This is a genomic window from Nocardia sp. NPDC051570, assembly GCF_044454005.1.
GTDB lineage: Bacteria > Actinomycetota > Actinomycetes > Mycobacteriales > Mycobacteriaceae > Nocardia.
In genome coordinates, this window is sequence record NZ_JBITDI010000001.1 from 681400 (window position 1) to 703537 (window position 22138).

Annotated in this window: 22 protein-coding genes and 1 riboswitch; of the genes, 7 read left to right on the forward strand and 15 right to left on the reverse strand. The window is 68.5% G+C overall.

Annotation, left to right across the window (positions count from 1 at the left end):
- Nucleotides 1–7 precede the first annotated feature (7 nt).
- Genes ACIA76_RS03080 through ACIA76_RS03090 form a run of 3 tightly spaced genes read left to right on the forward strand, consistent with a single transcriptional unit; the run spans nt 8 to nt 3716 of the window.
- The gene (locus ACIA76_RS03080) at nt 8–1096 is read left to right on the forward strand and encodes an alpha-hydroxy acid oxidase (RefSeq protein ID WP_397147752.1); all 1089 of its coding nucleotides are present in this window, start codon (nt 8–10) and stop codon (nt 1094–1096) included.
- Nucleotides 1093–2448 carry a cytochrome P450 gene (locus tag ACIA76_RS03085; RefSeq protein ID WP_397147754.1) on the forward strand — a complete coding sequence of 452 codons (1356 nt, stop codon included), beginning with the start codon at nt 1093–1095 and terminating at the stop codon, nt 2446–2448. Before ACIA76_RS03080 ends, ACIA76_RS03085 begins: the two co-directional genes overlap by 4 nt.
- Nucleotides 2445–3716: a cation:proton antiporter gene (locus ACIA76_RS03090; RefSeq protein ID WP_397147756.1), complete on the forward strand. Its 1272-nt coding sequence runs from the start codon at nt 2445–2447 to the stop codon at nt 3714–3716. Before ACIA76_RS03085 ends, ACIA76_RS03090 begins: the two co-directional genes overlap by 4 nt.
- Here ACIA76_RS03090 and ACIA76_RS03095 read toward each other — a convergent pair.
- The 9 genes from ACIA76_RS03095 to ACIA76_RS03135 all read right to left on the reverse strand — a co-directional run bounded on the left by ACIA76_RS03095 (nt 3676) and on the right by ACIA76_RS03135 (nt 12950).
- The gene (locus tag ACIA76_RS03095) at nt 3676–4530 is read right to left on the reverse strand and encodes an SAM-dependent methyltransferase (protein ID WP_397147758.1); all 855 of its coding nucleotides are present in this window, start codon (nt 4528–4530) and stop codon (nt 3676–3678) included. The two genes, ACIA76_RS03090 and ACIA76_RS03095, sit on opposite strands and share 41 nt — an antisense overlap.
- A 50-nt stretch (nt 4531–4580) precedes the next feature.
- Nucleotides 4581–5942 (reverse strand): L-serine ammonia-lyase, encoded by a 1362-nt coding sequence (locus tag ACIA76_RS03100; protein ID WP_397147760.1) that lies wholly within the window; start codon nt 5940–5942, stop codon nt 4581–4583.
- A 16-nt stretch (nt 5943–5958) separates the two neighbouring features.
- Nucleotides 5959–6330, reverse strand: a complete 372-nt coding sequence (gcvH, locus tag ACIA76_RS03105) for a glycine cleavage system protein GcvH (protein ID WP_397147762.1) — start codon at nt 6328–6330, stop codon at nt 5959–5961.
- Nucleotides 6331–6345: 15 nt separating this feature from the next.
- Complete coding sequence (gene gcvT / locus ACIA76_RS03110) at nt 6346–7437, reverse strand: glycine cleavage system aminomethyltransferase GcvT (RefSeq protein ID WP_397147764.1); 1092 nt, start codon at nt 7435–7437, stop codon at nt 6346–6348.
- A 191-nt stretch (nt 7438–7628) separates the two neighbouring features.
- Nucleotides 7629–7716: riboswitch (glycine riboswitch) on the reverse strand.
- Between the two features lie 66 nt (nt 7717–7782).
- Entirely contained in the window at nt 7783–9333 is a 1551-nt protein-coding gene (locus ACIA76_RS03115) for an alkaline phosphatase D family protein (protein WP_397147766.1), read from the reverse strand.
- Nucleotides 9334–9400: 67 nt separating this feature from the next.
- Nucleotides 9401–10684: a hypothetical protein gene (locus ACIA76_RS03120; protein WP_397147768.1), complete on the reverse strand. Its 1284-nt coding sequence runs from the start codon at nt 10682–10684 to the stop codon at nt 9401–9403.
- Between the two features lie 111 nt (nt 10685–10795).
- The gene (locus ACIA76_RS03125; protein WP_397147770.1) at nt 10796–10999 is read right to left on the reverse strand and encodes a cold-shock protein; all 204 of its coding nucleotides are present in this window, start codon (nt 10997–10999) and stop codon (nt 10796–10798) included.
- Nucleotides 11000–11220: 221 nt separating this feature from the next.
- A complete protein-coding gene (locus ACIA76_RS03130) occupies nt 11221–11997 on the reverse strand; it encodes an ABC transporter permease (RefSeq protein ID WP_397147772.1) in 777 nt (258 codons plus the stop codon).
- Nucleotides 11994–12950 (reverse strand): ATP-binding cassette domain-containing protein, encoded by a 957-nt coding sequence (locus tag ACIA76_RS03135; protein ID WP_397147774.1) that lies wholly within the window; start codon nt 12948–12950, stop codon nt 11994–11996. The genes ACIA76_RS03130 and ACIA76_RS03135 overlap by 4 nt, the downstream gene beginning before the upstream one ends.
- Nucleotides 12951–13032: 82 nt before the next feature.
- Here ACIA76_RS03135 and ACIA76_RS03140 point away from each other — a divergent pair, with 82 nt between their 5' ends.
- Nucleotides 13033–13803, forward strand: coding sequence for a TetR/AcrR family transcriptional regulator (locus ACIA76_RS03140; RefSeq protein WP_397147776.1), 771 nt, complete (start codon nt 13033–13035; stop codon nt 13801–13803).
- 76 nt (nt 13804–13879) lie between these two features.
- On the forward strand, nt 13880–15001 hold the full coding sequence (locus ACIA76_RS03145; RefSeq protein WP_397147778.1) for a protein kinase family protein: 1122 nt from the start codon (nt 13880–13882) through the stop codon (nt 14999–15001).
- Here the strand turns inward: ACIA76_RS03145 and ACIA76_RS03150 are convergent.
- Entirely contained in the window at nt 14922–15353 is a 432-nt protein-coding gene (locus ACIA76_RS03150; RefSeq protein WP_397147780.1) for an SSI family serine proteinase inhibitor, read from the reverse strand. The genes ACIA76_RS03145 and ACIA76_RS03150 overlap by 80 nt on opposite strands.
- Nucleotides 15354–15490: 137 nt before the next feature.
- On the opposite strand from ACIA76_RS03150, the gene ACIA76_RS03155 reads away from it, so the two are divergent.
- Together ACIA76_RS03155 and ACIA76_RS03160 are read left to right on the forward strand one after the other, a co-directional pair.
- Nucleotides 15491–16321 (forward strand): CoA transferase subunit A, encoded by an 831-nt coding sequence (locus ACIA76_RS03155; RefSeq protein ID WP_397147782.1) that lies wholly within the window; start codon nt 15491–15493, stop codon nt 16319–16321.
- A 53-nt stretch (nt 16322–16374) separates the two neighbouring features.
- Nucleotides 16375–17097 (forward strand): CoA-transferase subunit beta, encoded by a 723-nt coding sequence (locus tag ACIA76_RS03160; protein ID WP_397147990.1) that lies wholly within the window; start codon nt 16375–16377, stop codon nt 17095–17097.
- Between the two features lie 110 nt (nt 17098–17207).
- Here ACIA76_RS03160 and pcaC read toward each other — a convergent pair whose 3' ends face one another.
- From pcaC to ACIA76_RS03185, 5 genes are read right to left on the reverse strand one after another with little or no spacing between them, the layout of a single operon-like run.
- Nucleotides 17208–18392 carry a 4-carboxymuconolactone decarboxylase gene (gene pcaC / locus ACIA76_RS03165; protein WP_397147784.1) on the reverse strand — a complete coding sequence of 395 codons (1185 nt, stop codon included), beginning with the start codon at nt 18390–18392 and terminating at the stop codon, nt 17208–17210.
- The gene (locus ACIA76_RS03170; RefSeq protein WP_397147786.1) at nt 18393–19571 is read right to left on the reverse strand and encodes a lyase family protein; all 1179 of its coding nucleotides are present in this window, start codon (nt 19569–19571) and stop codon (nt 18393–18395) included.
- Nucleotides 19568–20152 carry a protocatechuate 3,4-dioxygenase subunit alpha gene (gene pcaG, locus ACIA76_RS03175; RefSeq protein WP_397147788.1) on the reverse strand — a complete coding sequence of 195 codons (585 nt, stop codon included), beginning with the start codon at nt 20150–20152 and terminating at the stop codon, nt 19568–19570. Before pcaG ends, ACIA76_RS03170 begins: the two co-directional genes overlap by 4 nt.
- Nucleotides 20149–20865, reverse strand: coding sequence for a protocatechuate 3,4-dioxygenase subunit beta (gene pcaH / locus ACIA76_RS03180; protein WP_397147992.1), 717 nt, complete (start codon nt 20863–20865; stop codon nt 20149–20151). The genes pcaG and pcaH overlap by 4 nt, the downstream gene beginning before the upstream one ends.
- Before the next feature lie 44 nt (nt 20866–20909).
- Nucleotides 20910–22100 (reverse strand): 4-hydroxybenzoate 3-monooxygenase, encoded by a 1191-nt coding sequence (locus ACIA76_RS03185; RefSeq protein WP_397147790.1) that lies wholly within the window; start codon nt 22098–22100, stop codon nt 20910–20912.
- Between the last annotated feature and the right edge of the window lie 38 nt (nt 22101–22138).

Here is a 22138-nt window from a genome sequence, read left to right on the forward strand (position 1 = left end):
GTCCCGCATGCCCGATCCGCGAAATCTGGTGAATCTGGCGGAGATCGAGGCCGCGGGCCGGGCCGCGCTGGATCCGGTGTACGTCGACTACATCGCCGGCGCCGCCCGCGACGAGATCACCGCGCGCGCGAACGAGACGGCATTCGCGCGGCTACAACTGCTGCCCCGCATGCTGCGCGGCGGCGGCAAACCACAGCTCGATGTGACCCTGCTCGGCAGCCGGGCGAGCATGCCGATCCTGGTGTCACCCACCGCATTCCACAAGCTGGTGGATCCCGACGGTGAGCTCGCCACCGCGCGGGCGGTCGCGGCCGCCGATACGATCATGATCGTCGCGATGGCGGCGACGGTGGCGGTCGAGGAGATCGCCGCTGCGGCGCGCGCGGCGACCGGCGGCCATGCGTCGCTGTGGTTCCAGCTCTACATCCAGCCCGATCTCGAACTCACCGAGCGCCTGGTCCGGCGCGCCACGGCCGCCGGATGCGAGGCGCTCGTGGTCACCGTGGACTCTCCGGCCCGGGGCGCCAACGAACGCAACCGCCGCAACGGTTTCACCGATCTGCCGGACGGGCTGGCGTGTGAGAATCTGCGCGATCCGCGCGACGGGGAATCCGGTCGCGTCCGGCAGATCGTGATGTCACCGGAGATCTCGTGGTCGCATATCGAATGGCTGCGCGGCATCACCTCGCTGCCCATCCTGCTCAAGGGACTGCTGCATCCCGAGGATGTGCGCGCGGCCGTGCGGAACGGCGTCGACGGCCTGGTGCTGTCCAATCATGGTGGGCGGCAACTGGATACCGTGCCCTCGACCATCGAGTTGCTCCCGGAGGTGGTCGCCGCCGTGGCCGGGCGCGTCCCGATCCTGCTCGACGGCGGGGTGCGCCGCGGCACCGATGTGGTGAAGGCGCTGGCGCTGGGCGCATCCGCGGTCGGCATCGGGCGTCCCGTGCTGTGGGGTCTGGCCTGTGCCGGTGAGGCGGGTGTGCACCACGTGCTCGAGCTGCTGCGCGAGGAGTTCGAGCATGCGCTGACCCTGTGTGGCGGTACGAGTCTGCGCGATCTGACGCCCGATCTGGTGCGCGGGGCGTCGCGATGAGCAGGTGGTGGCGCGCGGCCGTGGCGCTGCCGGTGGCCGCCAGCCTGCCGTACTGGCTGCCCGCCTCGGTGATCGCGTTGCGGGTGCGGATCTTCGACCTGGTCAACGGCGATACCGGCCTGCCGACGCCGAGCGATCGGTTGCCGATCGGCGAATTCAGGTATCTGTACGGACATCCCGCGGCGAACGGCCGCAGCGCGGGCGCCGCGCTGTCGGATCTGTTCTGGTACTGGCTGTCTCCGGGCGCGCAGGTACATCAGGAACATCTGGAACCCGGGCCGCGCTACGACGATGTCGCCAAGACCACCCGGCGGCTGCTGGCCCGGCTCGACCGGCCCGCCTGGGCCGAGCTGGTCGCGCGCTGCACCCATCGGATCGCCGACGAACTCGACGCGGGCGGGCGGCGGGTCCGCTGGGTTCGCCTGCGCGATGTGATGATGCCGATCTGGGCCGAGGTGTACTACGAGCTCGTCTTCGGCGAGCCCTGTCCCCGCGCGGCCCGGGATCTGATCACGGGCAATGCCGACGATGTGGTGAGCTCGCTGAAATGCACTCGGCTGCGGCATATGCGCCGCCGGAACCGGCTGACCGCGTATCTGCGCGATCGGATCGCCACGAATCCGCCGCCCGAACGGCTGCCGGGCACGCTGTCGCCGGATGAGCAGGCGTACTACCTGCAGGGCACCTTCTTCAACACCGCGGTGGTGCAGATGTCGGAGGCGATGGCGCATCTGCTGTTGGCCATCGCCACTCACCCGGCCGTCCAGGATCGACTGACCGCCGATCCGTTCGACGACGCCTACCTCGATCGCGTCATCGACGAAACCCTCTGGCAGTACCCACTTTTCGGAATCGCTCATCGAATCACCACGGCGGAGATCCCGGGGGGTGAGGACCGTGCCGCGGTCCCGGCCGGTTCGGTGTTGCTGTTCGACTACACCCGCTATCAGCAGGGCGACGGACGGTTCGATCCGGATCGGTGGCTCGATCCGCACACCCGTCCGCAGCACTACATTCCGTTCGGAATCCCCGCCAATCGCCCCTGCCCGGCGCGCGGATTCGCGTCGATGACGATGCGGGTCTGCGCCCGGGAGATGCTGCGCCGCTATCGCATCGACTCCTCCGTCGCACACACCCGGTCGCTGCCGAACCGGGGCCCGTGCGTATTCACCTCGCGCCCGGCGACGCGCCCGGCCACGGCCGCGCTGAGGCTGCTGCGCTGGCGGGACCGCTGGGAGGCGGTGCCGCGCAGTGTGATCCAGCTCGTGCTCGGGAGCTGGATGGTCCTGGACGCGCGGCGGCTGCGACTGTGCACGAACTACTTCGCCGGGCGAGAGGTGGATGCGCGATGAGCGCGAGCCAGCTCGCACCGGTGTTCTTCGCCGCGGCCGTGGTGATCCTGTTGACCTGTCGCAGTGTCTCGTTCGTCTTCACGCGGCTGGGTCAGCCCGCGGTGGTCGGTGAGATGATCGCGGGGGTGCTGCTCGGGCCATCGGTCTTCGGACTGCTCGCGCCCGGGCTGTCGAATCGGCTGTTTCCCGCGGAGCTGCGCCCGGTGCTCTACGTCGTGGGCCAGATCGGGTTGGCGGCGTTGATGTTTCACGCCGGATACGAGTTCCGCCGGCATGCCGGGCGCGGGCTCGTGGGCAGCGCGTTGGCGATCTCGGCGGCCGGGGTGCTGGTTCCACTGCTGGGCGGTGTTCTGCTGACTCTGGGCGCCGCCGGGCGGGTGGATCTCTTCGTCCCGGGCGTTCCGGTCGCGGTGACGGCCGCATTCGTCGCCGTGGCGCTCGCCATCACAGCCTTCCCGATGTTGGCCAGGATCATTACCGAACGCGGCATGTCGGGCACTCGGCACGGCTCGCTGTCGCTGGCCGCCGGGGCCACCGACGATGTGGTCGCGTGGGTTCTGCTCGCGGGCGTGCTCAGTGTGGCCGCGGGACGCGTCCGGCCGATCCTGCTGGCCGTCGGCGGCGGCGTGGTCTTCGTCCTCGTCGTGGTGTTCGTGGTGCGCCGCCTGTTGGCCTGGTATCTGGCGCGACCCGGCGCGTCGGCCGAATCGCGTCTGCTCGTGACGATCACGGTGTTGTTCGCCGGAGCGTGGTTCACCGATGCGATCGGGCTGTATTCGGTGTTCGGCGCGTTCTGCGTCGGAATGGCCATGCCGCCGGGCGAATCCGCCGATCAGGTGGTACACAGCACGCACGGCGTGACCCGGATCCTGTTCCTGCCCATGTTCTTCACCTATTCGGGCCTGCAGACCCGCTTCGATCTGTTCGCCCAACCGGCCGTGCTGATATTCGGCGTCGCCGCGGTCGGTGTGGCCGTGGTCGGCAAGTTCGGCGGCTGCTGGCTCGCCGCCCGCCTGCGCGGCGAGCCCAATGCGACAGCGCTGCGGATCGGCGCACTCATGAACGCCCGCGGCCTGATGCAGCTCATCGCGCTCAATATCGGCCTGCAGGCCGGTATCGTCTCGGGCCAGTTGTTCGCCGCCCTCGTGCTGGTGGCGCTGGTGACCACGACGATGACCGCGCCGATCCTGAGTTGGCTGGACCGCCGGGATATCGACGCCGAGGTGCTCAGGACTTCTCGGCCAGCACGCACCGCTCGATCCGCGTGACCCGCCCCGGCCGGTGGGCCGGGTCGAGATAACGGGTTCGGCAGGCATCGGCGTCGAGTTGTTCGCGTTCGCGCCAGCCGTATTCGGCCAGCAGCGGCGCGACCGCCTCGGGTGCGAGACCGAACAGCCAGATCTTGCCCTCCCCGACGAAGCGGCGATGGAAGCCGTCCATACCGTCGAGGGCGGTGCCGTCCAGGAAATCGCTGAGCACGTAGGTGAAGCCCAGCCTGCTGCCTGGTGCGGCATCGGCGAGGGCGGACAGGGTTGCGCGGACCGCACTTTCGGTGAGGTACTGGGTGACGCCCTCCCAGACGAAGACGGTCCGCAGGTCGGTGCGGTAGCCGTACTGCGTCAGAACCGTTGCCAGATCATCGGTTTCGAAGTCGATCGGCACCAGGGTCACATGGTCGGGCACCGCCATGCGCGCCCGTTTGGCGGCGATGTTGACCGGTTGATCGACCTCCAGCACCGGCACACCGCCGCCCAATCGGTAACCGCGGGTGTCGAATCCGGCGCCGAGGACGACCACCATCTCGAACCCCTCGGCGACGGCCGCGGTCACCATATCGTCGAGATAGCGCTTACGGCAGACCATCCAGAGCAGCACTCGTGGATCCATGGCTCGCCCCAGCGCCGCCAGCACCGCTCGCCGCGCCGGCGCCCAGCGCGTGGCGGCGACGGTCCACCGGACCGGGGGCGGCAGCATCCGAATCGCCAGATCGTCGGTGAACAGCCGCTGTTCGCGCGGAAGGTTCCGCTCGATCGCGGCGACCGCCATCGGTCCCACCGCAGTATCCGAGGCCCGGACCGCCATCTCGATCTCCTCCCCACGAATGCAATCGCCTCACCATAACCCGCCGGCGATCAGCACTCGATGACATTGACGGCGAGTCCGCCGCGGCTGGTCTCCTTGTACTTATCGCTCATATCCGCGCCGGTCGCGCGCATGGTCTTGATCGCCTTGTCGAGGGATACCACGTGGATGCCGTTGCCGCGCAGGGCGATCCGGGCGGCGTTGATCGCCTGCACGGCCGCCACGGCATTGCGTTCGATGCACGGGATCTGCACCAGGCCGCCGATCGGATCGCAGGTCAGGCCGAGATGGTGCTCGAGTCCGATCTCGGCGGCGTTCTCCACCTGCTGCGGGGTGCCGCCGAGCACCTCGGTCAGGCCCGCGGCGGCCATGGCGCACGCCGAGCCGACCTCACCCTGGCAGCCGACCTCGGCCCCGGAGATCGAACCGGTCTCCTTGAGCACCACGCCGATCGCGCCCGCGGTGAGCAGGAAACGAACCGTGCCCGCATCGTCGGCACCGGGTACGAAGTGGCGGTAATAGTGCAGGACGGCGGGCAGGATTCCGGCCGCGCCGTTGGTGGGCGCGGTGACGACCCGCCCGCCCGCGGCGTTCTCCTCGTTGACCGCCATCGCGTACAGGCTCACCCAGTCCATCGCGACCAGCGGATCGCCGGGCTGTTCACCGATCAGCTTGTCGTACAGCGTTTTCGCGCGACGCGGCACGAACAGCCCGCCGGGCAGCACGCCGTCGCGCTCGCAGCCGCGGCGCACACAGTCTGCCATCACCTGCCAGATCCGCAGCAGTCCCGCATCGATCTCGGCGTCGCCGCGTCCCACCCGCTCGTTGGCGCGCATCACCGCGCTCATCGACAGATCGTTCTCGCGGCAGTGGGCGAGCAGATCGTCGGCGGTGCGGAACGGATACGGGACGATGCGGGCGGCCGTGCTCGCGGGCGCGGCGGACTCGTCGTGCACGAAGCCGCCGCCGACGGAGTAGTAGACGCGTTCGGCCAGTACGACATTCGCGTCGTCGTAGGCGCGAAACCGCATGCCGTTCGGATGTCCGGGTAGCGATTCGCGACCGTTGAGCACCAGATCGGTCGTCTCGTCGAAGGCGATCTCGACTCCGCCCGGCAACCGCAGGCGGCGCTGCGATCGCACGGCCTCGACCATATCCGGTGCGGCATCGGTGTCGACGGTCTCCGGGCGCGCGCCGCACAGTCCGAGGATCACCGCCTGATCACTGCCGTGCCCGCGCCCGGTCGCGCCGAGGGATCCGAACAGTTCGGCGCCGATCCGCACCGCGCGGCTCGAATGACCCTCGGCGGCCAGGGATTCGGCGAACATCAACGCCGCGCGCATCGGCCCGACGGTATGCGAGCTCGACGGCCCGATGCCGATGCTGAACATGTCGAACACGCTCAGGGTCATCTGCGTGACACCGCTCTCAGGCACCGGTCAGCACCGCATAGGCCGCGGCGTCGAGCAGGTCGCCGGTCTCCTCGACGCGGACCCGGAACAGCCAGCCCGTGCCGTAGGGGTCGGTGTTGACGAGTTCGGGTTCCTCCACGACGACGTCGTTCACCTCGACGACCTCACCCGATACCGGGGCATACAGATCGCTGACCGATTTGGTGGATTCGATCTCACCGCAGGTCTCCCCGCGCACGACGCGGTCGCCGACCGAGGGCAGCTGGACGAAGACGATATCGCCGAGCGAGGAGGCGGCGAATCCGGTCACCCCGACGGTCGCGACATCGCCGTCGGTATCGAGCCACTCGTGTTCTTCGGTGTACTGCAGATGTTCGGGAAAGCTCATGGCGGACAAGGCCTTTCAGGGACGGGAATAGAACGGAAGGGAGGCGACCTCGACCGGTTCGCGGCGGCCGCGGATATCGACGGTCAGCGCGGTGCCCGGCTCGGCGTACTTCGCGGTCACCATCGCCATCGCGATGGGCCTGCCCAGCGTGGGCGATAACGCGCCGCTGGTGACGATGCCGACCTCGGCGTCACCGTCGAAGACGGCGTAACCGTGCCGTCCCGCGCGGCGGCCGTCGCCGACCAATCCGACGAGTATCCGATCGGCTCCGGCCTGCTGCCGGGCGGCGAGCGCCTTACGTCCCACGAACGCGCCGGGCTTGTCGAACTTCACCACCCGCCCCAGACCGACCTCGAACGGTGCGATGCCGACATGGAGTTCGTTGCCGTACAACGGCATTCCGGCCTCGAGTCGCAGCGTGTCCCGGCAGGCCAGACCGGCGGGCCGCAGTCCGTGCGGCTGCCCGGCCTCGACGAGGGCGCCCCAGATGCCGGCGGCGCGATCCGGCGGGCAGTACACCTCGAATCCGTCCTCGCCGGTGTATCCGGTGCGGGCCAGCAGCACGTCGGTATCGGCCACGCGGGCGGCCGTGCTCGCGTAGTACTTCAACCCCGCGAGATCGGCCTCCGCGACCGCGCCGACGATGGCGGCCGAGCGGGGGCCCTGCACCGCGATCAGCGCGAATTCCGTTGTGCGGTCGGTCACCTCGGCGGCGAAGCCGTGCGCCCGATCGCGCAGCAGCACGTAGATCACCTGTGCGTTGGCGGCATTGGCCACCACCAGGAATCGGTCCGCGGCGAGCCGGTACACCACCAGATCGTCGAGGATGCCGCCGTTGTCGTGACACATCATCGTGTAGCGGGCGCGCCCCACCGGCACCGCGGACAGGTGACCCACCAGCGCGAAGTCCAGCATGCGGGCGGCCTCCGGCCCGGACACCTCGATCTCGCCCATATGGGACAGATCGAAGATGCCCGCCGCCTCACGCACCGCCCGATGCTCGGCCAGCTCACCGGTGTAGCGCACCGGCATCCGCCATCCGCCGAAGTCGATGAACGAGGCGCCCGCCGCGGTATGAACGGCATCCAATGGCGACAGCGTGCTCACTGCCGACCTCCTTCGATAAGGAGGGCAACGCGCACAACGCCGAATTCGACAGTCATGGGAAGTCCTCGAGTCGACCGGGCTGCCGCCCAGTAACGGAACTCCCCCTCTGTCATGGGACCTGAGAGCTTCACCGCATGAAAGCGATTTGCACCGTGGGTGAGGCGCTCGGCGCGCCTACTTTTCAGAGTGGCCTGATCGAAGCGGTACCTGTACCTGAGAGATTCCGGGGAGGTTGCTCCTTCGGCGCCCCGTGACCGGGGGCTCTCCCGCTCCAATTCGTCGCGGCCCGATATTCGATTGTGTCGCACAGCATAGGCGACGATCGGACTACCGGCACATCGGGTGCTACCGCGGCGGGGCCAGGCGCTGGCTGAACAGGACCGTTCCGGACGCGTCGCAGAGGTTGACCGTCAGTTCGCGCGAGGTGCCGTCGATCTGTACCTCGCCGAAGTGCTGGAACGCGCCGTCCAGGGGTGAGGTGTTCTGCGTAGGGGGTGCGTGGACGAAGACCGCCTCGGGGCCGAAGGTCGCGTCGAGGGCGTTCGGACCGAAGGCGCCGGCGTGCAGCGGGCCGGAGACGAATTCCCAGAACTCGTCGAAATCGGTGAAGGAGGCGCGGTCGGGGGAATACCAATGTGCGGCGCTGTAGTGCACGTCGGCGGTCAGCCACACCATGCCGGTCACGCGATTGGCCTTCGCGGCCGAAAGTACCTGGGCGATTTCGGATTCGCGGCCTGAGGGGGCGCCGGGATCGCCGTTGGCGGGGCCCTCGAAGGCGGTCTTGCCGTCCGGGACCACCAGGCCCAGCGGGAGATCGTTGGCGATGATCTTCCAGGTGGCGCGCGAATCCCGCAGGCCATCGATCAGCCAGCGGGTCTGGACCGGGCCGAAGATCCGGCCGTCTGGTGCGGTGTTGGCGCCGTTGGTGTCCTTGTAGGTGCGCATATCGAGGACGAAGATGTCCAGCAGCGGGCCGTACGAGATCTTGCGGTACAGCCGGCCGTCGGCGGCCTCCTGCGGATCCAGCGGCATCCATTCGTGGAACGCCCGCCAGGACCGGGTGGCCAGGACATCCATATCGCGCACGGAGTAGCCCTTCTCCGCGGCGACCGTTCCGCCCGGGGACCAGTTGTTGGTCGTCTCGTGGTCGTCCCACTGAACCAGTTGCGCTACAGCGGCATTGAAGCGGCGGTAGTTCTCGTCGCCGAGATTGTAGGCGTACTGCCCGCGGAACTGTTCCAGCGTTTCCGCCGGCGCGTTCTTCGCCTCGCTGACGATATTGCGCCAGATCCGCCCGTCGGGCAGGGTCACCGACTCCTGCAGCGGATTGTCCGCGTAGATGGCGTCGCCGGAATGCAGGAACAGATGCGGGTCGCGCGCGGCCATGGTCGAGAAGATCCGCATACCGCCCAGATCCGGATTGCGGCCGAAGCCTTGGCCCGCCACATCGCCGGACCAGTGCAGCCGGATATCCGACGCCGCGGTGGGCGCGGTACGGAAGACGCCGGTCGACGGTTCGGAGGTGGCGCCGTCCTCGCCCTCCAATGTCACCCGGTAGTGCACCACCTGCCCCGCGGGCAGCCCGGCGAGGCGCATGCGGCCGGTGCCGTCGGAATCGGGGGTGAGCAGCGGGCCGGTGAATCGCCGTGCGTCGGTGAACGATTCGGTGGCCGCCGTCTCCACGATCAACCGGGCCGGCAGATCCGAGCGGGCCCAGATCAGCGCGCCGTCGCTGCGCGGATCGCCGACGGCGAGGCCGTGGGTGAGGTTCGGCCGCGTGCGCACCAGGGCGGGCCCGCCGTTCGAACAGGCGGCCAGCACGGGTGCGGCGACCAGGCCGAGGGCGGAGGTGCGCAGCAGCGTGCGCCGGGAAACACCGAGATCAGGACCGAACATGGCCTCACCCTGGCGCAGCGAACCCAACGAAATGTGAACACCCAGGGAACAAAACGGACATATAGGACTAGCGGAAGGCCGGCTTCAGATCGTATCGGGCGAGCACCCGCTGCACCAGATCGGCCAGCTGGTCGGCGTTCTCGAGAGCGGGTGGATGAAATCCGTTGATCCGCACCGTGATATCGCCCGCGCATTCGAAGAACACGCCGTGCAGGATGCCGCCGCGGGCGGCCAGTAGCGCACGCGAGTTCAGGCCCTGATTGATCAGTCCGAGTGTGATCGACGCCGCCGGGCTGCCGTCGATCTCGAGGATCGCGGGGTCGAGCGTGCCGAGATTGGAGCACACCGTGCGGGTCGCGTCGGTGGCGGCCTGCCGCGCGAGCACGCCGTACAGACCGGACGGCAGCGCCACCGCCATCGAAATCACCGGCGGCACAACCTGTTCCGCGGCCAGTTTCGTCTTCATGAGCGCGCGCAGCGGGGCCAGATCGGTCGGCGCGTCGGCCACCTCGAACTCGATCGCGCCGAGGGCGTTGGCGCGTTCGTCGCCGTCGGTGCGGGTGCTGACCGGCATCATCATGCGGGCCCGCCCCTGTTCGTCGACGCGGCCCGACTCGCCGGCGATCTCGGCCATCAGCGCGACCGCGAGTGTGGTGACGGTGCCGCCCCGGGCTTGCGCGGCCGCCCGCCACAGCTCCGCCGGAATCGTCGCGTCGACGGTCGGCACGCGGAAATCGCGATCGCTCCCGGAATCGGTCCGGACCTCCGCCCGCCGGGCCGCAGCGAGCCGCACACCCAGAACAACGGCCCCGAGCGTCGGCACCAGCCGTTTCGCGGCGGCGCCGAGATCACTGAACAGTTGCCGCATCGGGCCGAATTCGTCACCGCGACAGTCGAGTTCGATCTGCTCGTCGGCAACCGCCGCCGTGATCGCGGCGCAGAACGCGCGGCCGTCCGCGATGGTGTGCGAGGACAGCAGCGATACCGCGCTCCCGCCGTCGTCGAGGTCGACCACCGCCAAACGCCAGGCCGGACCGCCGTAGGTGCGCAGCTCCGCCCGGGCCTGTTGCGCGATCCACTCCCCCAGCTCCGCGCGCGGAATCGGTGCGGACGCCACCTCGATCGGACCGAACTCGGCTCGCGCGCTCCACCGGTCGCCCGCGGCGGGGATCAGCGCGGGCGCCACTACCCGCCCCAGCGTGCCGCGCCGCAGAGCCGCATGGAAGTCCGTCAGCCTGGCCATATCCACGGCCCGGTCGTAACGCCACACCGCCTGGATCGCCAGGGCCCCACCCAGCGCGGAATGTCCACGCGCACTGACACAGTCGATGTCGTCCAGGCGGTACAACACGTATTCTCCTCGAACTCGCTGTCGCGGAGACAATACGGGCTGCCCACCCCGAACGGGCCCTGAACGCAAGAAACCCGCGCCGTCGGCGCGGGTTTCTTCGTCGTCTGCCTCTTAGATGGCGCGAACCTTCTGGGCCTGCGGACCCTTCTGGCCCTGGCCGATCTCGAACTCGACTCGCTGGCCCTCGTCCAGAGACTTGAAGCCGGAGCCGGCAATCTCGGAGTAGTGGACGAAAACGTCGGGACCGCCACCGTCTTGCGCGATGAACCCGAAGCCCTTTTCGCCGTTAAACCACTTCACGCTGCCTTGCGTCATTATTATTTGTTACTTTCCTGTCGTGAGTCGAGCGATCACTTCAACAACCCGTACTCGTCCACACAGTCTGCCACATTTCTTGCCGTCCGTCTAAAACGTGCTGCAGCACACACTCTCCCGTGGCCCGCCGCCGCGCTGATGATTACTCCATACCCGCAGGTCGGGCCGCGTACCGCCGGAGACATTTGGTGTAAATGCTCCGATTGGGAGGCCTTGTTGGTTCAGTTGCCCAGCGAACGGAAGCGGCGCATGGACAACGGGACAAATACCGTGACCATCAGTAGCGGCCAGAGCATCGACAGTGCGATCGAGTGGTGTGCGGGCCATGAGTGTCCGGACCGGCCGGGGTTGCCACAGAGTTCCCGCACCGCGGACGCGGTCGCCGACAGCGGGTTCCAGTCGGCGATCATGCCGAGCCATCCGGGCATGGTGGCGGGATCGATGAATGCGTTGGACACGAACAGCAGCGGCCATACGAGTATTTGTACGGCGACGACGGATTCGGGGCCCTTGGCCACGAGCCCGAGATAGATTCCGGCCCACAGCAGCGAGAATCGAAGCAGTAACAGCAGGGCCGCGGCGGCCACGGCATCGGCGAGTCCGTACTGCCAGCGCCAACCGAGGAGCAGCCCGGTTCCGGTGACGATCGCCAATCCGATCACCGAGTTCAGCATGTCGGCGGCGCACCGCCCGGCGACGACGGCGGCGTCGTTGATGGGCAGGGATCGGAACCGATCGGTGACACCTCGTGCGGCGTCGGTGGCGACGGCGGTCATGGTCGATTCGAGACCGAACAGCATGGTCATCGCGAACATACCGGGCATCAGGTATTCGTGATAGCTGCCGCCGCCGGGGGTTTGGATGGCTCCGCCGAGCAGGGCGCCGAACAGCAGGATCACCAGGATCGGGAACAGCCAGCCGACCACCACGGGTCCCGGCCGGTTGCGCCAATGCAGCAGATCTCGCCGGGTGAGAGTCGAGATGTCGTGGACGATCATGCGGGGACCTTTCCGTGCAGGGTGAGTTCGATGAAGACCTCGTCGAGCGAGGGCCTGCGCACGCTGATATCCAGCGGCGCGATACCGCGGTCGCGCAGGGCGGCGGCGATCGTCACGACGGCGGTGGCGCGGTCGGCGACCGGGATGCGGATCACCCGGGCCTGCGCATCGGTGGTGATCTCACCGCAGCTGACCGGCCGGGCCAGGGCCTCGACCCGCCCGAGGTCGGCGGGATCGGCGAGAACCAGCTCCAGCCGATCGGTTCCGATGCGAGCCTTGAGTTCGGCGGGGCTGCCCTCGGCGATGACTCGGCCGTGCGCGAGCAGCACGATCCGATCCGCGAGCCGGTCGGCCTCCTCCAGATACTGGGTCGTGAGCAGCACGGTCGTGCCCGCGGCGGCCAGCTCCTCGATCGCCGACCAGACCCGCAGGCGCGCAACGGGATCCAGGCCCGTGGTCGGCTCGTCGACGAAAAGCACCGGCGGCGAGACGATCAGGCTCGCCGCCAGGTCCAGCCGACGCCGCATCCCGCCGGAGTACTTGCCGACCGGCCGTTTTCCGGCGTCGGTCAGATCGAATCGCTCGAGCAGCTTTTCCGCACGGCGCGCGGCGGCCTGGGGCGCGAGCCCGTTGAGGCGGCCGAACATGTCCAGATTCTGTCTGCCCGAGAGCACCTCATCGACCGCGGCGTGCTGACCGACGAGCCCGATGCGCTCCCGCACCCGGCGCGGTTCGCGGACCACATCGCACCCCGCGACACGGGCGCTGCCCGAATCGGGACGCAGCAGTGTCGACAGGATCCGCACGGTCGTGGTCTTGCCCGCACCGTTGGGTCCGAGCAGTCCGCAGACCGTCCCCGCCGGTACTCGGAGGTCGATGCCGTCCAGCCCGGAGCCGTCCTCGGCCCCTCGATAGGTCTTACGCAGCTCATTGGTCTCGATCGCAGGATCCATCCCTCACCCCTTCTGAAACAGTACGATGTACCGTACGCAGTACGGTACATGAAGAAGCGGAGTCGCGCAGCGGGAAGGGAGAATGTCGGCCGTGGCAGCCTCGAACAACGCCGATCCGGCACGCACGATCGCCCTGCTGTGGGGCTTACATCCGAAACCGGGCCGTAAGGGTCTGACGGTCGGCACGATCGTCACCGCGGGCATCGATCTCGCCGATACGGAAGGCCTCGACGCGGTCACCATGCGCCGGGTCGCCGAGCGCCTGGGGGTCGGCGCGATGTCGCTGTATACCCATGTCCCCGGCAAGAACGATCTGGTGGACCTCATGTACGACGCCGTGCTGGCCGACCTCTACCGCGATCCCGCCGAACCCGCCGCGGCGCCCGGCGGCTGGCGTGCGGCGATGACGCTGATCGCCCAACGGAATTGGGATCTGTACCGCCGCCATCCCTGGCTGCTCGACCTCGTCGGCACCAGGACGGTCGGCCCGCACACCATCACCAAATACGAGGCCGAACTGCGTCCCCTCGACGGCCTGGGCCTCACCGATGTGGAGATGGACTCGATCCTGACCCTGATGCTGACCCACGTCCAAGGCACCGCCCGATTATCTTCCGGCACAACACGACTCAGCGCCGAGTCCGGCCTCACGGATCCGCAGTGGTGGCAGATCACCGGCCCGATCCTGGCTCGGCTGATCGATCCGACGCGATTCCCCGTGGCATCCCGGGTCGGGACGGCGGCCGGTACCGCCTACGACGCCACCGTCGATCCCGCGCACGCGCTGCGCTTCGGCCTCGATCGCATTCTCGACGGGATCGCCCCTCTCATCGACCAACGCCCGGCGCGATAACCTGGGCGAAGGCGTTGCGGCGTAAGGTCGATCTGGTTGCCGATCACTCACGTCCCCGCTCGGCGAGGAGTTGTCGATGCACGATCCGGATCCGCTGCATGCCGCGCGCGTGGCCCGCTATACGGCCGCGCACGACCGGTTGTCCGCGATGAGCGACCGTGAGCTCGCGGGGATCGTGGGGGCGGGTGTGCCGCACGGATCCGGGATCGGTGGCAGATCGGCGGCGGTGGACATCGGCGGCACACGCGTGTTCGTCAAGCGAGTTCCCTTGACGGAGTGGGAATTACGGCCCGGCTACGCACGATCGACGGCGAACGTCTTCGGGCTGCCGATGTGCTACCAATACGGGCTCGGCTCGGCCGGTTTCAGCGCCTGGCGGGAACTCACCGCACATCTCATCACCACGGACTGGGTGCTGGGCGGGGATTACCCGGGCTCCCCGATCATGTATCACTGGCGGGTGCTGCCCGATACCGCGCCCGAGGGATTCGCCGACGAATTCGGCGGCCTGGAGGGGGCGGTATCGCACTGGGACAGTTCACCGGCCGTGCGACGCAGGCTGGAAGCCATCGGCCGGTCCCGCGCCAGTCTCGTGCTCTTCCTCGAACATCTGCCGCACACCCTCGCCGATTGGCTGGATATCCATCGCGGCGATCCCGGCGTATATCCCTGGGCGGCGCAGGCTTTGGCGCGCGGTACCGCCTTCCTGAGCTCTCGCGGATTCGTGCATTTCGATGCGCATTTCGCCAATGTCCTGACCGATGGCCGCCTGATCTACTTCGCCGATTTGGGTCTCGCCCTCAGTCGCCGATTCGACCTTTCCGCACAGGAATCCGAATTCCTCGCCGATCACCGCGTCTACGACTATTGCTATACCGCAACCCATCTGCTCGGACACTATCTGTTCGCGAGAGTGCGCGACCAAGCGGAATACGAAGTGTTCCTGCGCGATTGGATCGCGGGGCGGCGCCCCGGCGATATTCCGCCCGAACTCGCCGCGCTCATCGACCAGCATGTGCGGCCCGCGGTACTACTCAACGACTTCCATCGCAGCCTGCTCACCGAGAGCAAACAGACGCCGTTTCCGTGGCGCGATATCGAGCAGGAGCTGGCCCCGGTCAGTGCGCGGACGCTATCGGGGGCAGGAGTGGAACGAGTTCGTCCCAGCGACTCATCTCGCAGCCATCGGTACGTGTGAAGGCCGCGTCGACGGCGCGACCGGACCAGGTGCCGACGATGCGGGCGGTCGCCGGACCGCCGTACTGCTGAGTGCACACCGTGCCGGGCGGGACCGGGGCGAACAGTTCCTTACCCGACGCCACCAGGTGGTCCAGGCGATCACACGCGCCCTTCGGATCCGGATGAGTGCCCGCGGCGGCGTGACAGGTCAGGTCGAGATGTCCGTCGTAGCCCGGGACCGCGGAATCGGAGACGGTGATCGCGAGATGATCGGCGGACGCCTTGTCGGAATTCCCGGAATGACAACCGCTCGCGAGGAGGGCTCCCGCACCCAGTAGGACGAGGACGCCGAACCGAATACCCACAGCCATGATTCTCCCATCGCGCACGAATCGAGGAACCGGAGCTACCGGTCGGCAATCCTAGCCGCATTCGGCGGTTCCTTGACCCACTCGACGCGCGTGTTCATAATGAGTACAAGTGTTCATTATGCGAACAAGGAGAGAGTGTGGCCAGGATTTCGTCCTTGGCGCAGGCGATCGCCGAACTCGTCCACGACGGCGACACGATCGCCCTCGAGGGGTTCACCCATCTGATTCCGGTCGCCGCGGGGCAGGAGATCATCCGGCAGCGCAAGCGCGATCTGACGCTGGTGCGGATGACACCCGATATCGTCTACGACCAGCTGATCGGGGCCGGATGTGCGCGCAAACTGATCTTCTCCTGGGGTGGTAATCCGGGCGTCGGATCGCTGCACCGATTCCGCGACGCCGTGCAGAATTCGTGGCCGACCGCGCTCGAGATAGAGGAACACAGCCACGCGGGCATGGCGAATCGCTATGTCGCGGGCGCGTCGGGGCTGCCGTTCGCGGTGTTGCGCGGCTATGTCGGCACCGATCTGCCGACGGTGACCGACACGATCAAGCCGATCGTGTGCCCGTTCACCGGGGAACGGCTCACCGCGGTGCCCGCGATCAATCCGGATGTCACCGTCATCCACGCCCAGCGCGCCGACCGGAACGGGAACGTGCAGCTGTGGGGGCTGCTCGGGGTCCAGAAGGAGGCCGTACTGGCCGCGCGGCGCAGCCTGGTCACCGTGGAGGAGATCGTCGAGACGCTCACCCCGGTTCCGGGCGCGATCGTATTGCCCGCGTGGGCAGTGACCGCCGTCGCCGAGGTTCCCGGCGGCGCGCATCCCTCCTACGCACAGGGCTATTCCGAACGCGACAACGCCTACTACGCCGCCTGGGACGTCATCGGGCGCGACCGCGACACCTTCGACCACTGGCTGCGCGAACACGTATTCGCGGACGCCCCGACGATCGGGAGCGATGCGTGACCGTGAACGAAACATCCACCACCGCACCGGATTCGACGTACAGCTCGGACGAGATGATGACCGTCGCCGCCGCGCGGGCGCTGCGCGGCGACCAGCGCTGTTTCGTCGGGATCGGATTGCCGTCCACCGCGGCGAATCTGGCGCGCACCACCCACGCACCCGGCCTGGTCCTCGTCTACGAGTCGGGGACATTGGGTTCCAAGCCGACCCGGCTGCCCGCCTCGATCGGCGACGGCATTCTGGCCGAGACCGCCGACGCGGTGATCAGCGTGCCGGAGGTGTTCAACTACTGGCTGCAGCCGGGTCGTATCGATATCGGCTTTCTCGGCGCCGCCCAGCTCGACCGATACGGCAATATCAACACCACCGCCATCGGCGAGTACGCCCATCCGAAGGTCCGGCTGCCCGGAGCGGGCGGCGCGCCGGAGATCGCCGCATCCTGTCGCGAGGTATTCGTCGTGGTTCGCCAATCGCGGCGCTCGTTCGTCGAACAGGTCGATTTCGTCACCTCGTTCGGCCACGGGCGCGGCCACGGCGAACGGGCCGCACTGGGCCTGCCGGGGGCGGGACCGACACTGGTCATCACCGATCTCGGTGTCATGCGGCCCGATGCGAGCAGCGAATTGATCCTTGTCGCAACGCATCCCGGGGTCGACACCGAACAGGTGCGCGCGGCCACCGGCTGGAATCTGCGGGTCGCCGCGGAGGTGACGGTCACCGAACCGCCCTCGGCCGACGAGTTGTCGGCGCTGCGCGCCTTGCGGGCGGCATCATGACCGACGCCACCCAGCTCGCCCACGAGATGCGGCGCGGCGGCAGTCGCTGGGGGCCGGCCGCGCTGTGTATCGGTGTCGGCCAGGGCCTCGCGGTCGTCCTGGAGGCAACCTCATGAGGTCTCGTCGAGGGATTTGAAGACCCGCTGCGCCACGCGGAAGGCCGAGTTCGCGGCGGGCACCGAACAGTAGATCGCGGTCTGCAGGAGCACCTCGACGATCTCGTCGCGGCTCAGGCCGTTGCGCACGGCCGCGCGCAGATGCATATCCAGTTCCTCCCAGTGGCCGTGCGCGACCAGGGCGGTGATCGTCACGACCGACCGGATGTGCCGGTCCAGACCGGGGCGGGTCCAGATGGTGCCCCATGCGTAGCGGGTGATCAGCTCCTGGAAATCCCTTGTGGTGTCGTCGATTTCGTCGACCGCGCGATCCACGTGCGCATCGCCGAGCACCTCGCGACGGACCGCCATCCCGCTGTCGTAGAGGCTTTCGAGGGTGACCGCGTCACGGGTGAAGAAGGTGAGCAGCTCCGCCAGCACCCGCTGCGGGGATTCGATCGGCGCGAGGTGGGCGACATGATCGAGCACCACCCGTCGCCCGCGGGCAACACCCAGGGCGATCTCGGCCCCCTGCGCGGCCGGGGTCGCGACATCCGCGCCGCCCGAGACGACCAGGGTGGGCGTTCGGATCCGGGAAAGCTGGTCGCGGACGTCGAAGGCGGCGAGCGCCTCACAGCAGAGCGCATAGCTCTCGGCGTCGACGCCGCGCAGCGAATCCAGCAGTCGCCCGGCGATATCCGGCTGCAGGTCGGTGAATCCGGAGGCGAACCACAGGTCCCGCGCCGTCTCCACCACGGCGGCGGTTCCGCCGGACCGCACGAGCCGGGCCCGCGCATGCCACATCTCGGGCTCGCTGAACTTCGCCGCGCCGCACACCACCGCGGCCCGCGATATCCGGGCCGGACAGTCCAGCAGCAGTTGCAGACCGATCGCGCCGCCCAAGGAGACTCCGGCATAAGCGAATCGAGTGCCGGGATCGCTGCGCAGCGCCTGCTCGTAATCGACGGCCGCGAGGACCGCGCGACCGAGCGCGGCGAGGTCGAATGCCGTGTCGGCGCGAGCGCTGCGGCCGTGGCCGGGCAGATCGAAGGCGATCACATCGAACTTGTGCGCCAGCGCCGGGGCGATGTCCTCCCAGACCGCGTGCGTGGTGCCGAGCGAGGGGCCGAGCACCAGCAGGGGCAGCTCGGGCTCGGGCGCACGAAAGCGGCTGATGGACAACGTGAATGGAACAGACATCTACTCGCCTTCTTCGTCGCGCAGCGCGCGGTCGATCATGGTTCGGGTGGCGCCGAGGCCGGACTCCGGATCACGTCCGCCCAGCCGGTACCCCAGTGCGGCATCGAGATTCGACCGCATCCGGGCTCGGTCGACCCGCAGTCCGGTGAGCAGTTCGGTCGCGATGCTCGCGGTGGCCAGGGTCTGGATCGTCAACTCGCGCAGCGTGGCCCATTCGGTATGCCATGCGCCGTCGGCACGTTCCTCGGTGCTGCCGGCGGCCGCGAGGTGCAGCTGCGCGCCCAGCAGCGGTGCGGTGGAACCGGTGCGGCGCAACAGGATCGATAACACCGGATTGCGTTTATGCGGCATCGCCGAGGAGCCGCCGCGCCCGGGGGCGGCCGGTTCGCTCAGCTCGCCCAGTTCGGACCGTGTCATGCCGACGATGTCATTGCCGATATGGCCCCAGGCGTCGCAGGCGGTGACCAGCGCGTCGCCGAGTCCGGTGACCGGTCCGCGCGCGGTATGCCAGGGTTGCGCCGGGCGCAGTCCCAGCCGCAGCGCGACGCTGTCGGTGACGTCGAGCGCGGAGTCCGGCCCACCCAGCCGATCGGTGAGGACCGCGAGATTGCCGACGGCGCCGCCGAATTGGGCGGGGGCGCAGGCGCGCCAGGCCCGGATCCGGGTGGCGGCGGAGGCGACGTCGTCGCGCCAGCCGAGCGCGCGCAGGCCGAAGGTCGTGGGCGCGGCGGGCTGGCCAAGGGTGCGGGCCGTCATGAGGGTGTCGCGGTGCGTGCGCGTCAGATCCGTCAATGTCCGCAGCTGCCGGTCCATCTCGGCCAGGACGGTGCCGGTCGCATTGTGCGCCAACAGCATCAGCGCCGAGTCGAGCACATCCTGACTCGTCAGGCCCCGGTGGATATGGTCGGCGGCGGCGGGTGATTCACGGTGGACATGTGCGCGCAGCCGATGCACGAACGGGATCACCGGATTGCCGCCCAGTTCGGATTCCCGGGCGATCTCGTCGATCTCGGCCGGGGTGGGTGCGAAGGATTCGATATCCGCGGCCGGGGCCAGGCCCCGCGCCCGCATTTCCGCCGACCAGGCCGCCTCGACGGCGGTCATGGCGCGCACCAGGGCCGCGGCGTCGAAGGTCTCCCCCGCGCGATGACGGCCCGGCCAGAACGGGTCGGCGGTCATGGCCGCGCCTCGGATCCCCGGTGGCGCGGGGTGAAATCGAGGAAGACGGTTTCCTCCGCGCCCTGCAGACGCACGTCGAATCGCAGTGACCGGTCACCGTCGCGGTCGGCGATCAGCGTGCGCCGCCGCTCGGGCGGCAGCGATGCCAGGAGCGGATCGGCGAGCGGATTCGCCGTGGCGGGCAGATAGATCCGCGTGAACAGCCGGTCGAGCAGTCCGCGCGCGAAGATGACCATGCCGATGAACGGCGCCGAATCCGCGACCGGACCCGGTGTCACGGTGGCGAATTCGTAGTGACCGGCCTCGTCGACCGCGGCGCGACCCCAACCGGTGAATGTCGATCCGTCGCGGCGCAGCGATCCCGGCACGGTCGGCACCGCACCCGTCGTATCGGCCTGCCTGATCTCCACCAGCGCATCGGGAACGGGATCGCCGTTCCCGTCGAATACGGTGCCGTGCAAGCGAATCGCCGACGGATGCCACGGCGAGATCAGGCGATGTCCGCCCTCGTAGGGCAGGGCGTACCCGAAGAACGGGCCGACCGTCTGCCCCGGGGTCGGGGGTCGCGTGCGGGCGCTCACTGCCCCTCCTCGGGTTCGGTCCAGGTGCGATGGCTGCCGGTCAGCACGATGTCCCACCGATAGCCGGTGCACCATTCGTGCCGGGTGACGGCGTGGTCGTAGCTGGCGATCAGCCGCCCGCGCGCAACGGGATCCACGATCGAGCGGAAGATCGGGTCGAGGTCGGACAGCGGATCGCCCGGGAAGTACATCTGCGTCACCACCCGCTGGGTGAATTCGCGGCCGAACAGGGAGAAGTGGATATGCGCCGGGCGCCAGGCGTTGTGGTGATTGCGCCACGGATAGGGTCCGGGCTTGATGGTGGTGAACCGGTAGGTCCCCGCGGCGTCGGTGAGGCATCGGCCCACCCCGGTGAAGTTCGGGTCGATCGGCGCGGGATGCCGATCGCGTTTGTGGATGTATCGGCCCGCCGCGTTGGCCTGCCAGATCTCCACCAGCTGCCCGCGCACCGGGCGGCCCTCGCCGTCCAGGACGCGCCCGGTGACGATCATCCGCTCCCCCACCGGCTCACCGCCGTGCTGCGCGGTCAGATCGGCCTCGAGCGGATCGACATCGCGCTCGCCGAACACCGGCGACCACAGTTCCACACCCTCGGGGTCGGCATGCTGCGGGGATTTGGTGGGATGCCGCAGCAGGGAGCTGCGGTACGGGGCGAAATCCAGGCGGGGCGCGCAGTCGCGGGATCGCCTGTGCAACAGGTGGATCGAGGTCATCTCGGCGTCGATATCGGCCTGTGAGGACAGGGGTTGTTCGGCGTTCACGACGGTGCTCCTTGGAACTCGATCGGCAATCCCGCGTAGTTCTCGGCGAGACCGGTCGCCGCCGCGGTGGACGAGGCGACCCATTCCAGTTGCGACAGCTGCAGCCGGGAGTCGAACTCGTCGCGCGAGGTGTGCAGCATGCTGGTCATCCACCAGGAGAAATGGGTGCAGCGCCAGACTCGGCGCAGCGCGCTCTCGGAGTAGTCGTCCGCCAGTCGGGTCGAGCCCTCCCGCACCAGCGCGCGCAATGCCCGCGACAGCAGCGTCACATCCGCGACGGCCAGATTCAAACCCTTTGCCCCCGTGGGCGGAACGATATGCGCGGCGTCCCCCGCCAGGAACAACCGGCCGTACCGCATCGGCGCGGAGACGAAGCTGCGCATCGGCAGCACCGCCTTCCCGGTGAGGTCCCCGCGCTCCAGCTCCCAGCCGTCCTGTCCGTGACCGAGCCGCAGCGCCAACGCGTCCCAGATCCGCTCGTCCGGCCAGTCGGCGAGATCCTCGGCCGCATCGACCTGTAGATACAGCCTGCTCGTCGATTCCGAACGCATCGAATGCAAGGCGAAACCCTCAGGATGCCAGGCATAGATCAGCTCATCGGTCGACGGTGGCACCGCCGCGAGCACGCCCAGCCAGGCATACGGATATGTGCGCTCCCAAATACGTTGTCGCGCGGCCGGAATCGATGTCCTGCTCACGCCGTGGAAACCGTCGCAGCCCGCGATCGCCGCCGCGTGCACGGTCCGCCGGACACCCGTGGCGTCGGTGAACGCGGCCGAGGGCGCCTCGGAGTCGATATCGTGCAGGACGACATCTGCTGCCTCGTAATACGATCGCTGCCCGGCCCGCTGCCGCGCATCCATCAGGTCGCGGGTCAGCTCGGTCTGTCCGTAGACGGTCACCGATTCGCCGATCAGCTCGACGAAGTCGAGATGATGCCGCCGCCCCGGCCATTGCAGATATATCCCGCTGTGCTCCATACCTTCTCGGTGCAGACGCTCGCCGACGCCGGCCCGGGTCAGCACGTCCACCGTCGAGGATTCGAGTACGCCCGCCCGCAGCCGGCCCAGGACGTAATCCGGTGTGCGCGCCTCGATCAGCACCGACTCGATACCGTCCTGGGCGAGCAGATGCGCCAGCAGTAGACCGGCGGGGCCGGCGCCGACGATGGCGACCTCGGTACGCATAGAACCAGATAAACCGGGTGTGGACCCATCCGCCATCA

Coding starts and splice junctions, on each gene's coding strand:
- pcaC (WP_397147784.1), bottom strand. CDS start 18,392: ATGTCTGTTCCATTCACGTTGTCCATCAGCCGCTTTCGTGCGCCCGAG.
- ACIA76_RS03115 (WP_397147766.1), bottom strand. CDS start 9,333: ATGTTCGGTCCTGATCTCGGTGTTTCCCGGCGCACGCTGCTGCGCACC.
- ACIA76_RS03160 (WP_397147990.1), top strand. CDS start 16,375: ATGATGACCGTCGCCGCCGCGCGGGCGCTGCGCGGCGACCAGCGCTGT.
- ACIA76_RS03085 (WP_397147754.1), top strand. CDS start 1,093: ATGAGCAGGTGGTGGCGCGCGGCCGTGGCGCTGCCGGTGGCCGCCAGC.
- ACIA76_RS03150 (WP_397147780.1), bottom strand. CDS start 15,353: ATGGCTGTGGGTATTCGGTTCGGCGTCCTCGTCCTACTGGGTGCGGGA.
- ACIA76_RS03145 (WP_397147778.1), top strand. CDS start 13,880: ATGCACGATCCGGATCCGCTGCATGCCGCGCGCGTGGCCCGCTATACG.
- ACIA76_RS03095 (WP_397147758.1), bottom strand. CDS start 4,530: ATGGCGGTCCGGGCCTCGGATACTGCGGTGGGACCGATGGCGGTCGCC.
- ACIA76_RS03090 (WP_397147756.1), top strand. CDS start 2,445: ATGAGCGCGAGCCAGCTCGCACCGGTGTTCTTCGCCGCGGCCGTGGTG.
- ACIA76_RS03130 (WP_397147772.1), bottom strand. CDS start 11,997: ATGATCGTCCACGACATCTCGACTCTCACCCGGCGAGATCTGCTGCAT.
- ACIA76_RS03185 (WP_397147790.1), bottom strand. CDS start 22,100: ATGCGTACCGAGGTCGCCATCGTCGGCGCCGGCCCCGCCGGTCTACTG.
- ACIA76_RS03170 (WP_397147786.1), bottom strand. CDS start 19,571: ATGACCGCCGACCCGTTCTGGCCGGGCCGTCATCGCGCGGGGGAGACC.
- gcvH (WP_397147762.1), bottom strand. CDS start 6,330: ATGAGCTTTCCCGAACATCTGCAGTACACCGAAGAACACGAGTGGCTC.
- ACIA76_RS03125 (WP_397147770.1), bottom strand. CDS start 10,999: ATGACGCAAGGCAGCGTGAAGTGGTTTAACGGCGAAAAGGGCTTCGGG.
- ACIA76_RS03080 (WP_397147752.1), top strand. CDS start 8: ATGCCCGATCCGCGAAATCTGGTGAATCTGGCGGAGATCGAGGCCGCG.
- pcaH (WP_397147992.1), bottom strand. CDS start 20,865: ATGACCTCGATCCACCTGTTGCACAGGCGATCCCGCGACTGCGCGCCC.
- ACIA76_RS03100 (WP_397147760.1), bottom strand. CDS start 5,942: ATGACCCTGAGCGTGTTCGACATGTTCAGCATCGGCATCGGGCCGTCG.
- ACIA76_RS03140 (WP_397147776.1), top strand. CDS start 13,033: ATGTCGGCCGTGGCAGCCTCGAACAACGCCGATCCGGCACGCACGATC.
- ACIA76_RS03135 (WP_397147774.1), bottom strand. CDS start 12,950: ATGGATCCTGCGATCGAGACCAATGAGCTGCGTAAGACCTATCGAGGG.